The organism is Escherichia sp. F1, assembly GCF_046764225.1.
Taxonomy (GTDB): domain Bacteria; phylum Pseudomonadota; class Gammaproteobacteria; order Enterobacterales; family Enterobacteriaceae; genus Escherichia; species Escherichia coli.
This window is the reverse complement of sequence record NZ_CP177202.1, coordinates 4,099,746-4,114,343: the sequence shown is the minus strand read 5'-3', so window position 1 is coordinate 4,114,343 and position 14,598 is coordinate 4,099,746. Positions and strand designations below refer to the sequence as shown.

The 14,598-nt window shown below is 52.2% G+C and carries 11 protein-coding genes; 6 read left to right on the top strand and 5 right to left on the bottom strand.

All coding sequences use genetic code 11. The annotated features are described in order from the left end of the window. Positions 1-38 precede the first annotated feature (38 nt). The 6 genes from rihC to ACK8NJ_RS19690 all read left to right on the top strand — a co-directional run bounded on the left by rihC (position 39) and on the right by ACK8NJ_RS19690 (position 8,889). Positions 39-953: a ribonucleoside hydrolase RihC gene (gene rihC / locus ACK8NJ_RS19715; protein WP_411961888.1), complete on the top strand. Its 915-nt coding sequence runs from the start codon at positions 39-41 to the stop codon at positions 951-953. Between the two features lie 166 nt (positions 954-1,119). After that, positions 1,120-1,941, top strand: coding sequence for a 4-hydroxy-tetrahydrodipicolinate reductase (gene dapB, locus ACK8NJ_RS19710; protein ID WP_000543604.1), 822 nt, complete (start codon positions 1,120-1,122; stop codon positions 1,939-1,941). A gap of 455 nt (positions 1,942-2,396) precedes the next feature. Continuing rightward, on the top strand, positions 2,397-3,545 hold the full coding sequence (gene carA, locus ACK8NJ_RS19705) for a glutamine-hydrolyzing carbamoyl-phosphate synthase small subunit (RefSeq protein WP_001589662.1): 1,149 nt from the start codon (positions 2,397-2,399) through the stop codon (positions 3,543-3,545). A 17-nt stretch (positions 3,546-3,562) separates the two neighbouring features. Next, the gene (gene carB, locus ACK8NJ_RS19700) at positions 3,563-6,784 is read left to right on the top strand and encodes a carbamoyl-phosphate synthase large subunit (protein ID WP_282647638.1); all 3,222 of its coding nucleotides are present in this window, start codon (positions 3,563-3,565) and stop codon (positions 6,782-6,784) included. Between the two features lie 260 nt (positions 6,785-7,044). Next, positions 7,045-7,440, top strand: a complete 396-nt coding sequence (gene caiF, locus ACK8NJ_RS19695) for a carnitine metabolism transcriptional regulator CaiF (protein ID WP_000333125.1) — start codon at positions 7,045-7,047, stop codon at positions 7,438-7,440. Positions 7,441-7,540: 100 nt separating this feature from the next. Then, a protein-coding gene (locus tag ACK8NJ_RS19690; RefSeq protein WP_411961832.1) for an IS3-like element IS1397 family transposase occupies positions 7,541-8,889 on the top strand; the annotation gives its coding sequence in 2 pieces (ribosomal slippage) (positions 7,541-8,021 and positions 8,021-8,889; 1,350 coding nt in all). 105 nt (positions 8,890-8,994) lie between these two features. On the opposite strand, the gene caiE is transcribed toward ACK8NJ_RS19690, so the two are convergent. The 5 genes from caiE to caiA form a co-directional block, all read right to left on the bottom strand. Then, the gene (caiE, locus tag ACK8NJ_RS19685) at positions 8,995-9,585 is read right to left on the bottom strand and encodes a carnitine operon protein CaiE (protein ID WP_112065649.1); all 591 of its coding nucleotides are present in this window, start codon (positions 9,583-9,585) and stop codon (positions 8,995-8,997) included. A 5-nt stretch (positions 9,586-9,590) separates the two neighbouring features. Beyond that, a complete protein-coding gene (caiD, locus tag ACK8NJ_RS19680; RefSeq protein ID WP_001295419.1) occupies positions 9,591-10,376 on the bottom strand; it encodes a crotonobetainyl-CoA hydratase in 786 nt (261 codons plus the stop codon). 108 nt (positions 10,377-10,484) lie between these two features. Then, positions 10,485-12,038, bottom strand: a complete 1,554-nt coding sequence (caiC, locus tag ACK8NJ_RS19675) for a crotonobetaine/carnitine-CoA ligase (RefSeq protein ID WP_104951308.1) — start codon at positions 12,036-12,038, stop codon at positions 10,485-10,487. Positions 12,039-12,111: 73 nt separating this feature from the next. Then, the gene (gene caiB / locus ACK8NJ_RS19670; RefSeq protein ID WP_001586652.1) at positions 12,112-13,329 is read right to left on the bottom strand and encodes an L-carnitine CoA-transferase; all 1,218 of its coding nucleotides are present in this window, start codon (positions 13,327-13,329) and stop codon (positions 12,112-12,114) included. 117 nt (positions 13,330-13,446) lie between these two features. Next, a complete protein-coding gene (caiA, locus tag ACK8NJ_RS19665; RefSeq protein ID WP_000347117.1) occupies positions 13,447-14,589 on the bottom strand; it encodes a crotonobetainyl-CoA dehydrogenase in 1,143 nt (380 codons plus the stop codon). Between the last annotated feature and the right edge of the window lie 9 nt (positions 14,590-14,598).

Sequence of the window (14,598 nt, the reverse complement as noted above, 5' to 3'; positions counted from 1 at the left end):
ATGCCGGTCTTGTTACCGGCATTTTTTATGGAGAAAACATGCGTTTACCTATCTTCCTCGATACTGACCCCGGCATTGACGATGCCGTCGCCATTGCTGCCGCGATTTTTGCCCCCGAACTCGACCTGCAACTGATGACCACCGTCGCGGGTAATGTCTCGGTTGAGAAAACCACCCGCAACGCCCTGCAACTGCTGCATTTCTGGAATGCGGAGATTCCGCTCGCCCAGGGAGCCGCTGTGCCGCTGGTACGCGCACCGCGTAATGCAGCATCTGTGCACGGTGAATCGGGAATGGCTGGCTACGACTTTGTCGAGCACAACAGAAGCCCACTGGACAAACCCGCATTTCTGGCGATTCGTGATGCCCTGATGCGTGCGCCTGAGCCTGTTACTCTGGTAGCCATCGGCCCGTTAACCAATATTGCGCTGTTATTTTCACAATGCCCGGAATGTAAACCGTATATTCGTCGTCTGGTGATCATGGGTGGTTCTGCTGGTCGCGGTAACTGTACACCAAATGCCGAGTTTAATATCGCTGCCGATCCAGAAGCGGCTGCCTGTGTCTTCCGTAGCGGAATCGAAATTGTCATGTGCGGTCTGGATGTCACCAATCAGGCAATATTAACCCCTGACTATCTCGCTACTTTGCCGGAGTTGAATCGCACCGGAAAAATGCTCCACGCCCTGTTTAGCCACTACCGTAGCGGCAGTATGCAAAGCGGTCTGCGAATGCACGATCTCTGCGCCATCGCCTGGCTGGTGCGCCCGGACCTGTTCACTCTCAAGCCGTGTTTTGTGGCAGTGGAAACGCAGGGCGAATTTACCTCTGGCACGACGGTGGTTGATATCGACGGTTGCCTGGGCAAACCAGCCAATGTACAGGTGGCATTGGATCTGAATGTAAAAGGCTTCCAGCAGTGGGTAGCTGAGGTGCTGGCTCTGGTGCCGTAACCTGTCACATGTTATCGGCATGCAGTCATTCATCGACTCATGCCTTTCACTGATATCCCTCCCTGTTTATCATTAATTTCTAATTATCAGCGTTTTTGGCTGGCGGCGTAGCGATGCGCTGGTTACTCTGAAAACGGTCTATGCAAATTAACAAAAGAGAATAGCTATGCATGATGCAAACATCCGCGTTGCCATCGCGGGAGCCGGGGGCCGTATGGGCCGCCAGTTGATTCAGGCGGCGCTGGCATTAGAAGGCGTGCAGCTGGGCGCGGCGCTGGAGCGCGAAGGATCTTCTTTACTGGGCAGCGACGCCGGTGAGCTGGCGGGTGCAGGGAAAACAGGCGTTACCGTGCAAAGCAGCCTCGATGCGGTAAAAGATGATTTTGATGTGTTTATCGATTTTACCCGTCCGGAAGGTACGCTGAACCATCTCGCTTTTTGTCGCCAGCATGGCAAAGGGATGGTGATCGGCACTACGGGGTTTGACGAAGCCGGTAAACAGGCGATTCGTGACGCCGCCGCCGATATTGCGATTGTCTTTGCCGCCAATTTTAGCGTTGGCGTTAACGTCATGCTTAAGCTGCTGGAGAAAGCAGCCAAAGTGATGGGTGACTACACCGATATCGAAATTATTGAAGCACATCATAGACATAAAGTTGATGCGCCGTCAGGTACCGCACTGGCAATGGGAGAGGCGATCGCCCACGCTCTGGATAAAGATCTGAAAGATTGCGCGGTCTACAGTCGTGAAGGCCATACCGGTGAACGTGTGCCTGGCACCATTGGTTTTGCCACCGTGCGTGCAGGTGACATCGTTGGTGAACATACCGCGATGTTTGCCGATATTGGCGAGCGTCTGGAGATCACCCATAAGGCATCCAGTCGCATGACATTTGCTAACGGTGCGGTAAGATCGGCTTTGTGGTTGAGTGGTAAGGAAAGTGGTCTTTTTGATATGCGAGATGTGCTTGATCTCAATAATCTGTAACCACAAAATATTTATAGTGATGCAAAAATAACACATTTAATGCATTGAATATAAAGGGCTTTAATTTTTGGCCCTTTTATTTTTGGTGTTATGCTTTTAAATTTAATGCAAGTGCTGAAAATTACATGTTTTGTCTTCTGTTTTTGTTGTTTTAATGTAAATTTTGACCATCTGGTCCACTTTTTTCTGCTCATTTTTATTTCATGCAATCTTCTTGCTGCGCAAGCGTTTTCCAGAACATGTTATATGATCTTTTTGTCGCTTAATGCCTGTAAAACATGCATGAGCCACAAAATAATATAAAAAATCCCGCCATTAAGTTGACTTTTAGCGCCCATATCTCCAGAATGCCGCCGTTTGCCAGAAATTCGTCGGTAAGCAGATTTGCATTGATTTACGTCATCATTGTGAATTAATATGCAAATAAAGTGAGTGAATATTCTCTGGAGGGTGTTTTGATTAAGTCAGCGCTATTGGTTCTGGAAGACGGAACCCAGTTTCACGGTCGGGCCATAGGGGCAACAGGTTCGGCGGTTGGGGAAGTCGTTTTCAATACTTCAATGACCGGTTATCAAGAAATCCTCACTGATCCTTCCTATTCTCGTCAAATCGTTACTCTTACTTATCCCCATATTGGCAATGTCGGCACTAATGACGCCGATGAAGAATCTTCTCAGGTACATGCACAAGGTCTGGTGATTCGCGACCTGCCGCTGATTGCCAGCAACTTCCGTAATACCGAAGACCTCTCTTCTTATCTGAAGCGCCATAACATCGTGGCGATTGCCGATATCGATACCCGTAAGCTGACGCGTTTACTGCGCGAGAAAGGCGCACAGAATGGCTGCATTATCGCAGGCGATAACCCGGATGCGGCGCTGGCATTAGAAAAAGCCCGCGCGTTCCCAGGTCTGAACGGCATGGATCTGGCAAAAGAAGTGACCACCGCAGAAGCCTATAGCTGGACACAAGGGAGCTGGACGTTGACCGGCGGCCTGCCAGAAGCGAAAAAAGAAGACGAGCTGCCGTTCCACGTCGTGGCTTATGATTTTGGTGCCAAGCGCAACATCCTGCGGATGCTGGTGGATAGAGGCTGTCGCCTGACCATCGTTCCGGCGCAAACTTCTGCGGAAGACGTGCTGAAAATGAATCCAGACGGCATCTTCCTCTCCAACGGTCCTGGCGACCCGGCCCCATGCGATTACGCCATTACCGCCATCCAGAAATTCCTCGAAACCGATATTCCGGTCTTCGGTATCTGTCTCGGTCATCAGCTGCTGGCGCTGGCGAGCGGTGCGAAGACCATCAAAATGAAATTTGGTCACCACGGCGGCAACCATCCGGTTAAAGATGTTGAGAAAAACGTGGTGATGATCACCGCCCAGAACCACGGTTTTGCGGTGGACGAAGCAACATTACCTGCAAACCTGCGTGTCACGCATAAATCCCTGTTCGACGGTACGTTACAGGGCATTCATCGCACCGATAAACCGGCGTTCAGCTTCCAGGGTCACCCGGAAGCCAGCCCTGGTCCACACGACGCCGCGCCGTTGTTCGACCACTTTATCGAGTTAATTGAGCAGTACCGTAAAACCGCTAAGTAATCAGGAGTAAAAGAGCCATGCCAAAACGTACAGATATAAAAAGTATCCTGATTCTGGGTGCGGGCCCGATTGTTATCGGTCAGGCGTGTGAGTTTGACTACTCTGGCGCGCAAGCATGTAAAGCCCTGCGTGAAGAAGGTTACCGCGTCATTCTGGTGAACTCCAACCCGGCGACCATCATGACCGACCCGGAAATGGCTGATGCGACCTACATCGAGCCGATTCACTGGGAAGTGGTACGCAAGATTATTGAAAAAGAGCGCCCGGACGCGGTGCTGCCAACCATGGGCGGTCAGACGGCGCTGAACTGCGCGCTGGAGCTGGAACGTCAGGGCGTGTTGGAAGAGTTCGGCGTCACCATGATTGGTGCCACTGCCGATGCGATTGATAAAGCAGAAGACCGCCGTCGTTTCGACGTAGCGATGAAGAAAATTGGTCTGGAAACCGCGCGTTCCGGTATCGCACACACGATGGAAGAAGCGCTGGCGGTTGCCGCTGACGTGGGCTTCCCATGCATTATTCGTCCATCCTTTACCATGGGCGGTAGCGGCGGCGGTATCGCTTATAACCGCGAAGAGTTTGAAGAAATTTGCGCCCGCGGTCTGGATCTCTCTCCGACCAAAGAATTGCTGATTGATGAGTCGCTGATCGGCTGGAAAGAGTACGAGATGGAAGTGGTGCGCGATAAAAACGACAACTGCATCATCGTCTGCTCTATCGAAAACTTCGATGCGATGGGCATCCACACCGGTGACTCAATCACTGTCGCGCCAGCCCAAACGCTGACCGACAAAGAATATCAAATCATGCGTAACGCCTCGATGGCGGTGCTGCGTGAAATCGGCGTTGAAACCGGTGGTTCTAACGTCCAGTTTGCGGTGAACCCGAAAAACGGTCGCCTGATTGTTATCGAAATGAACCCGCGCGTGTCGCGTTCTTCGGCGCTGGCGTCGAAAGCCACTGGTTTCCCGATTGCCAAAGTGGCGGCGAAACTGGCGGTGGGTTACACCCTCGACGAGCTGATGAACGACATCACCGGTGGGCGTACTCCGGCCTCCTTCGAGCCGTCCATCGACTATGTGGTTACTAAAATTCCTCGCTTCAACTTCGAGAAATTCGCCGGTGCTAACGACCGTCTGACCACTCAGATGAAATCGGTTGGCGAAGTGATGGCGATTGGTCGCACGCAGCAGGAATCCCTGCAAAAAGCGCTGCGCGGCCTGGAAGTGGGCGCAACTGGCTTCGATCCGAAAGTGAGTCTCGACGACCCGGAAGCGCTGACTAAAATCCGCCGCGAACTGAAAGATGCTGGCGCAGAGCGTATCTGGTATATCGCTGATGCCTTCCGCGCGGGCCTGTCTGTAGACGGCGTGTTTAATTTGACCAACATTGACCGCTGGTTCCTGGTACAGATTGAAGAGCTGGTGCGTCTGGAAGAGAAAGTCGCAGAAGTGGGCATCACTGGCCTGAACGCTGACTTCCTGCGCCAGTTGAAACGCAAAGGCTTTGCCGATGCGCGTCTGGCAAAACTGGTAGGCGTACGCGAAGCGGAAATCCGTAAACTGCGTGACCAGTATGACCTGCACCCGGTTTATAAGCGCGTGGATACCTGTGCGGCAGAGTTCGCCACCGACACCGCTTACATGTACTCCACTTATGAAGAAGAGTGCGAAGCGAATCCGTCTACCGACCGTGAAAAAATCATGGTGCTCGGCGGCGGCCCGAACCGTATCGGTCAGGGTATCGAATTCGACTACTGCTGTGTACACGCCTCGCTGGCGCTGCGTGAAGACGGTTACGAAACCATTATGGTTAACTGTAACCCGGAAACCGTCTCCACCGACTACGACACCTCCGACCGCCTCTACTTCGAGCCGGTAACTCTGGAAGACGTGCTGGAAATTGTGCGTATTGAGAAGCCGAAAGGCGTTATCGTCCAGTACGGCGGTCAGACCCCGCTGAAACTGGCGCGCGCGCTGGAAGCTGCTGGCGTACCGGTTATCGGTACCAGCCCGGATGCCATCGACCGTGCGGAAGACCGTGAACGCTTCCAGCATGCGGTTGAGCGTCTGAAACTGAAACAACCGGCGAACGCCACCGTTACCACCATCGAAATGGCGGTTGAGAAAGCGAAAGAGATTGGCTACCCGCTGGTGGTACGTCCGTCTTACGTTCTCGGCGGTCGGGCGATGGAAATCGTCTATGACGAAGCTGACCTGCGTCGCTACTTCCAGACGGCGGTTAGCGTGTCTAACGATGCGCCAGTGTTGCTGGATCATTTCCTTGATGACGCAGTAGAAGTTGACGTGGATGCCATCTGCGACGGTGAAATGGTGCTGATTGGCGGCATCATGGAGCACATCGAGCAGGCGGGCGTGCACTCCGGTGACTCTGCATGTTCGCTACCAGCCTACACTTTAAGTCAGGAAATTCAGGATGTGATGCGCCAGCAGGTGCAGAAACTGGCCTTCGAATTGCAGGTGCGCGGCCTGATGAACGTACAGTTTGCGGTTAAAAACAACGAAGTCTACCTGATTGAAGTTAACCCGCGTGCGGCGCGTACCGTTCCGTTCGTCTCCAAAGCCACCGGCGTACCGCTGGCAAAAGTGGCGGCGCGTGTGATGGCTGGCAAATCGCTGGCTGAGCAGGGCGTAACCAAAGAAGTTATCCCGCCGTACTACTCGGTGAAAGAAGTGGTGCTGCCGTTCAACAAATTCCCCGGCGTTGACCCGCTGTTAGGGCCAGAAATGCGCTCTACCGGGGAAGTCATGGGCGTGGGCCGCACCTTCGCTGAAGCGTTTGCCAAAGCGCAGCTGGGCAGCAACTCCACCATGAAGAAACACGGTCGTGCGTTGCTTTCCGTGCGCGAAGGCGACAAAGAACGCGTGGTGGACCTGGCGGCAAAACTGCTGAAACAGGGCTTCGAGCTGGATGCGACCCACGGCACGGCGATTGTGCTGGGCGAAGCGGGTATCAATCCGCGTCTGGTAAACAAGGTGCATGAAGGACGTCCGCACATTCAGGACCGCATCAAGAATGGCGAATATACCTACATCATCAACACCACCTCAGGCCGTCGTGCGATTGAAGACTCCCGCGTGATCCGTCGCAGTGCGCTGCAATATAAAGTGCATTATGACACCACTCTGAACGGTGGTTTCGCTACCGCGATGGCGCTGAATGCCGATGCGACTGAAAAAGTAATTTCGGTGCAGGAAATGCACGCGCAGATCAAATAATAGCGTGTCATGGCGGATATTTTTCATCCGCTAATTTGATCGAATAACTAATACGGTTCTCTGATGAGGACCGTTTTTTTTGCCCATTAAGTAAATCTTTTGGGGAATCGATATTTTTGATGACATAAGCAGGATTTAGCTCACACTTATCGACGGTGAAGTTGCATACTATCGATATATCCACAATTTTAATATGGCCTTGTTTAATTGCTTCAAAACGAGTCATAGCCAGACTTTTAATTTGTGAAACTGGAGTTCGTATGTGTGAAGGATATGTTGAAAAACCACTCTACTTGTTAATCGCCGAATGGATGATGGCTGAAAATCGGTGGGTGATAGCAAGAGAGATCTCTATTCATTTCGATATTGAACACAGCAAGGCGGTTAATACCCTGACTTATATTCTGTCGGAAGTCACAGAAATAAGCTGCGAAGTTAAGATGATCCCTAATAAGCTGGAAGGGCGGGGATGCCAGTGTCAGCGACTGGTTAAAGTGGTCGACATCGATGAGCAAATTTACGCGCGCCTGCGCAATAACAGTCGGGAAAAATTAGTCGGCGTAAGAAAGACGCCGCGTATTCCTGCCGTTCCGCTCACGGAACTTAACCGCGAGCAGAAGTGGCAGATGATGTTGTCAAAGAGTATGCGTCGTTAATGTCGTTTCGTTGATACCGTGCGACCTGGTCGCCGGATGCGATGCTGGCTGAACTGCACCCCAAATGTTGGACATAATCTGACATCTGAAGGTGCAGTTTATGAAACATTCATTTGAAGTAAAACTTGCCGCTGTAAATCATTACCTGGCTGGTCATGCAGGCATCATTTCTACGGCAAAACTCTTTCAACTTTCTCACACCAGCCTCTCACACTGGATTAATCTTTTTCTTCTTCACGGTCCTCGGGCACTGGATTGCAGACACAAGCGTAGCTATTCTCCTGAAGATAAACTTTGCGTGGTTCTTTATGCTCTCGGGCATTCTGAGTCTCTACCCCGGGTAGCTGCCCGGTTTAACATTCCCAGCCACAACACGGTTAAAAACTGGATAAAAGGCTACCGCAAATCTGGTGATGAGGCCTTTATCAGGCGCAGGAAGGAGAAAAGCATGACCCGTTCTGATGATACCCATGAAAACGAGGCAAACATGACGCCGGAAGAGATGAAGAATGAGCTGCGTTATCTTCGCGCAGAAAATGCATATCTGAAAGCCATGCAGGAGCATCTCCTGGAAAAAAAGCGCCAGGAGCTGGAGAAAAAACGAAAGTCATCCGGAGCCTGAGGTGCGGACACTGCCAGTCTGACCTGTTAAAGGCTGCAGGGCTGGCCAGAAGCACGCTGTACTACCAGCTGTCACTGCAGAAGGCTAAGGACAAGTATGCTGATGTGAAACAGCTCATAGCCTCCATCTTCCATGAACACCGGGGATGTTATGGGTACCGGCGGATCCATTGTGAGCTTCAGAAAAGAGGTCTTAAGTTCAGTGGCAAAACGGTGCGAAAACTGATGCAACAGCTCGGCCTGAAGTCTCCTGTGCGCCTGAAGAAATACCGGTCTTACCGGGGAAATATGGGACTCGCTGCAGAAAATATCCTTCAGCGGCAGTTCAAAGCGGAAGCTCCCTGTGAGAAATGGGTGACAGATATCACCGAATTCAGGGCTGGCGGACAAAAACTGTACCTGTCCCCGATACTTGATTTGTTTAACGGGGAAATCGTGGCGTGGGAAACGGCCTGCAGGCCTACAGAGGAGCTGGTGAAGCGCATGTTAAATAAGGGGCTGGAAAGCCTTGCAGAAGGAGAAAAACCGCTGCTCCACAGTGATCAAGGGTGGCATTACCGGATAAAAAGTTATCAGTCTGCCCTGGCAGACAAAGGGTTAGTGCAGAGCATGTCGCGCAAGGGCAACTGTCTTGATAATGCGGTAATGGAGAACTTCTTTGGTCACCTGAAAGAAGAAATGTACTATCGCCGGGACTACAGAAATGTAGAAGAGCTGGAAAATGCCGTTAACGAATACATAACTTACTGGAATCAAAAAAGAATAAAACTCAGTCTTGGGGGACTCAGTCCGGTAGAATACCGGACTGAGCATCAAAAAGCCGGTTAACTGAAACTGTCCAGGTTTTGGGGTTCAGTTCATGGCGCATCTTATACGGCCTACGGTTCCTTTCCAGCCAGGTCGGATAAGGCGTTTACGCCGCATCCGGAAAGATCACCGTTTAGGCGTCACATCCGTCGTCCCCTGCAAACGGGGGCGATTTTCCTCCATTTGCCTCAGTGGCTGTGTTTCATGTAACGATGCATGACAGCGCACGACAAGATCCTGATACTCTTTGGTATTCAACCGTTTCCAGTGTAACTCGTCGTCACTAACACTGCGTACAGCGCGGGCTGGCGTACCCATCAACAACTGGCGTTTCTCGCCGCGAAAGCCCGCTTTGACAAAGCTCATGGCGGCAACAATGCTCTCTTCGCCAATGACCGCGCCATCCATAATCACGCTGTTCATCCCGACCAGTGCATCGCGACCAATCACACAACCATGCAGGATCGCTCCGTGCCCGATATGGCCGTTTTCCCCAACGATGGTGTCAGTGTCGCAGTAGCCATGCATAATGCAGCCATCCTGAATATTGGCTCCCGCTTGCACGATCAACCGCCCGTAGTCACCACGCAGTGAGGCGAGTGGGCCGATGTAGACACCGGCTCCCACAATCACATCGCCAATCAATACTGCACTGGGATGGACAAACGCCGTCGGGTGAACAACCGGAATTAACCCCTCAAAGGCGTAATAGCTCACGGTTGTTAACGTCCTTTCCACACTGGATCGCGCTTCTCGGCAAACGCCAGCGGCCCTTCAATGGCATCTTCCGAATGCAGAACCGACGGATAGTGTTTCAACACGCCGCTGCGAATATAGCGATACGCTTCTTCTACCGGCATTTCGCTGGTGGTGCGGTAGATCTCTTTCAGCGCCGCAATCGCCAGCGGAGCGCTGTTAACCAGCTGCTGCGCCAGTTCGCGGGCGTTATCCATCAGTTCCGCCTGGCTAACCACGCGGTTGACTATCCCCCAACGCAGCGCCTCTTCTGCGCCCATTCGTCTGCCGGTCATCACCATTTCATTGACGATGGCAGGCGGCAGGATCTTCGGCAGACGCAGCACGCCGCCGCTGTCAGGAACGATGCCCAGTTTGGCTTCCGGCAGGGCGAAGCTGGCATTATCGGCACAGACAATAAAATCTGCCGCCAGCGCCAGTTCAAAGCCGCCGCCAAAGGCATAGCCGTTCACAGCGGCGATAACCGGTTTGTCGAGATTGAAAATTTCGGTTAATCCTGCAAAACCACCCGGGCCAAAGTCAGCATCCGGTGCTTCGCCTTCTGCTGCCGCTTTTAAATCCCAGCCCGCGGAAAAGAATTTCTCTCCGGCACCGGTAATAATGGCGACACGTAATTGCGGATCGTCACGGAAATTTAGAAATACTTCGCCCATTTCAAAGCTGGTTTTTGCATCAATAGCATTCGCTTTTGGGCGATCAAGGGTAATTTCCAGAATTGATCCATTGCGGGTCAGATGTAATGATTCACTCATTCCTTTTCTCCATTTTTGCTTTTTCAGGGACGACAACATCCCTGCAAAAAATGCATATTGTTTTAGAGCGTGATTATTAGCTGGCAGGGTAGTTCCCTGCCGTTTCATTTATTTCAGATTCTTTCTAATTATTTTCCCCGAGCAATTACGTGGCAGATCTTTTCTGATCTCCAGATAAGAGGGCACTTTAAATTTCGCCATATTTTGTTCGCAGAAGCGGAAAAATTCCTCTTCGCTCAATGTTTCACCTTCATTCAGCACCACAAATGCTTTGATGGCTTCATCGCGAATCGAATCTTTAATACCCACAACCACGATGTCCTGAATTTTTGGATGGGTGGCGATGATATTTTCCAGCTCCACGCAGGAGACATTCTCGCCACCGCGTTTGATCATATTGCAGCGGCGATCGACGAAATAAAAAAAGCCCTCTTCGTCGCGGTATCCGGTATCGCCGGTATGTAGCCAGCCATCGGCTTCCAGTACTTTCGCAGTGGCTTTCGGGTTGAGAAAATACTCTTTGAAGATGGTTTTCCCTGGTACGCCTTTAATACAGATTTCACCGATCTCACCTGCCGGGAGCGGGCGATTGTGATCGTCGCGGATCTCCGCTTCGTAGCAAAACCCCGCCCGACCAATCGACGGCCAGCGCCGTTTATCGCCAGGGCGATCGCCGATAATGCCCACAATGGTTTCCGTCATCCCATAAGACGTCAGCAAGCGAACGCCGAAGCGTTCACAAAACGCATCTTTTTCCTGCTCCGACAAGTTGAGATAAAACATCACTTCCCGCAGGCGATGTTGCCGATCGTTCGCTGAAGGCGGCTGCACCATCAACGTACGAATCATCATCGGAATACATTCGGTAATGGTGGCGCGGTACTTCTGCACCTGTCCCCAGAAGGCGCGGGCGCTGTATTTCTCGACAAGCACAAAGGTGGCCCCGGCAGAAAACGCCGCCATCGCCGCAGTACACTGGCAGTCAATATGAAACGCAGGCATTACCGTCAGGTAGACGTCATCGTCACGCAGTGCACATTGCCAGGCGGAGTAATATCCAGCGAAGCGCAGGTTGTAATGGGTAATCACCACCCCTTTCGGTCGGGAGGTGGTGCCGGAGGTGAAGAGAATTTCCGCCGTATCGTCAGTCGATAGCGGCGGTGCATAGCACAAGGTGGCAGGTTGTTGATTTTTCAGTTGAGTAAACGAACTCACGCCATCATCAGCGGGAAGTGCCACATCTGTCAGGCAAATGTGCCGCAACTGAGTGGCATCTTCCTGCTGAATCTGTTGATACATAGGATAGAATTGCGCACTGGTCACCAGCAGGCACGCCTGGCTATTTTGCAGGATCCACGCGCTTTCCTCGCGTAACAGGCGGGCGTTAATCGGCACCATAATCGCGCCAATTTTTGCCAGCCCGAACCAGCAAAAGATAAATTCCGGGCAGTTGTCGAGATGTAGAGCAACCTTGTCGCCTTTGCGAATCCCCAGCGTATAAAACAGGTTTGCCGTGCGGTTAATCTCCTGATTTAACTCAAGATAACTATACCGATTAACGACTCCGCTGCTGGATTCACAAATCAGCGCCGTTTTATGACCGTAAACGTCCGCCAGATCGTCCCACATTTGACGTAGATGTTGTCCGCCAATGATATCCATTGCACCTCTATCCATTGTTGTTCGTTTGTTATTGGGCGGGCGCTAGCCAGGCAAGCCGACTGACGCCACGCGTTTAGTCCTCAACTTTGGCCAGACCTTTGCTGACCAACTCCTGAATGTCGTTTTCGCTGTAGCCGATATTTTTCAAAATGGCAGCCGTGTCCATGCCATGTGAGGGCATTCCGCGCCAGATTTGTCCGGGGTTATTTTTGAATTTCGGCATGATGTTCGGCCCTTTGCATGTGCGACCATCCATCGTTTGCCACTGAGTGATTGATTCGCGAGCCACATACTGTGGATTGCTTTCCAGTTCCGGTACGGTCAGTACTTTGGCACAGGCGATATTCAGTTCGGCAAAGCGTTCTTTAACTTCTGCGATGGTATGTGCTGCCAGCCAGGCATCGAGTTTCTCTTCTACCAGTGGGCCGTAAGGGCATTCGATACGGTGGATAAGCTGAGTGCCTTCCGGGATTTCCGACGTACCGAGCAGATGTGCGAGGCCAATATCTTTAAAGCACTCTTCAATTTGAGTAATGCCCACCAGTTCCATCACGATGTAGCCGTCGGCGCATTTGTATAGACCGCAACCGGCGTAGTAGGGATCTTTACCTTTGGTCATGCGCGGGCACATTTCGCCGCCGTTGAAGTAATCCATCATGAAGTACTGGCCCATACGCAGCATCACTTCATACATGGCGATGTCGATACTTTCGCCTTTACCGGTTTCACGCACTTTATGCAGTGCTGCCAGCGCCGCCGTGGTGGCGGTCAGACCAGAAAAGTAATCGGCGGTATACGGGAAGGCAGGCATTGGCTGGTCAACATCACCGTTCTGAATCAGGTAACCACTGAAGGCCTGGGCGATGGTGTTATAGGCCGGAAGATTGGTGTACTCCTCGGTGCCGTACTGACCAAAACCGGACAGGTGAGCGATAACCAGTTTCGGGTTGTGCTGCCACAGGACTTCATCGGTAATGCCACGACGGGCAAAGGCCGGACCTTTGCTGGCTTCGATGAAGATATCGGTAGTTTCCATTAATTTCAGAAACGCTTCGCGGCCTTCATCTTTGAAAATATTTAACGACAGCGCGTGCAAATTGCGGCGGGAGAGCTGCGGGTAGTTCGGTTGAACGCGAATGGTGTCGGCCCAGGCGACGTTCTCGATCCAAATAACTTCCGCGCCCCATTCTGCGAACATTTGCCCGGCGAACGGTCCGGCGATTTCGATACCGGAGAAGACAACGCGCAATCCGGCCAGCGGCCCGAATTTCGGCATGGGTAGATGATCCATTATTAGCTCCTGAAAAATTTATGTAGCGCATGACTGCCGGGTGTGGCGTAAACGCCTTATCCGGCCGACCGTAGGCCTGATAAGACGCGTCAGCGTCGCATCAGGCAGCGCACGGACTTAGCGGTATTGCTTCAGCACCGCGCGACCCAGCGTCAGGATCTGCATTTCGTCAGATCCCCCGGAGACGCGGTCTACACGCAGATCACGCCAGAAGCGGCTGATGCGGTGGTTGCCCGCAATCCCGACACCGCCCAGCACCTGCATTGCGCTATCCACCACTTCAAATGCCGCATTGGCGCAGAAGTATTTGCACATCGCTGCATCGCCAGAGGTGATGGTGCCGTTGTCTGCTTTCCACGCTGCTTCATACAGCATGTTTTTCATGGAGTTTAATTTGATCGCCATGTGGGCGAATTTTTCCTGAATCAACTGGAAACGACCAATAGCCTCGCCAAACTGCACGCGCTGGTTGGCGTAGCGCGCCGCATCTTCAAAAGCGCACATCGCCGTACCGTAGTTGGTCAGGGCTACCAGGAAACGTTCATGGTCGAACTCTTCTTTGACGCGGTTAAAGCCGTTACCTTCGCGACCGAACATGTCTTTCTCGTCCAGTTCCACATCGTCAAAGGTGATTTCACAGCAGCTATCCATACGCAGACCGAGCTTTTCAAGTTTGGTCACTTTGATGCCCGGTTTGCTCATATCAACAAACCATTCGGTGTAGACAGGTTTGTCCGGAGAAGCCCCGTCGCGCGCCATCACCACGATGTACGGGGTGTAGGCGCTGCTGGTAATAAAACACTTACTACCATTAAGATAAATCTTACCATTTCTACGGGTATAAGTCGTTTTCAGGCTACCCACGTCGGAGCCCGCGCCCGGTTCGGTAATCGCTGAGTTCCACATCTGCTTACCGGTGCCGCGGAAAGCCATAATCTTGTCGATCTGCTCTTGTGTGCCTTCGCGCAGGAAGGTGTTGAACCCGCCCGGCAACTGGTACAGCACATAGGTTGGTGCCCCCAGACGTCCCAGCTCCATCCACACGGCGGCGAGAGTAACAAACCCCGCGTCCAGACCACCGTGCTCTTCAGGGATCAGCAGACTGTCGATACCCATATCCGCCAGTGCTTTGACAAAACGTTCCGGGTAGACGCTGTCACGGTCGCACTCGGCAAAATAGGCCTCCCAGTTTTCGCTGGCCATCAGTTCGCGGATACCGGCGACAAACAGTTCCTGCTCATCATTTAAATTAAAATCCATCTTTCAACC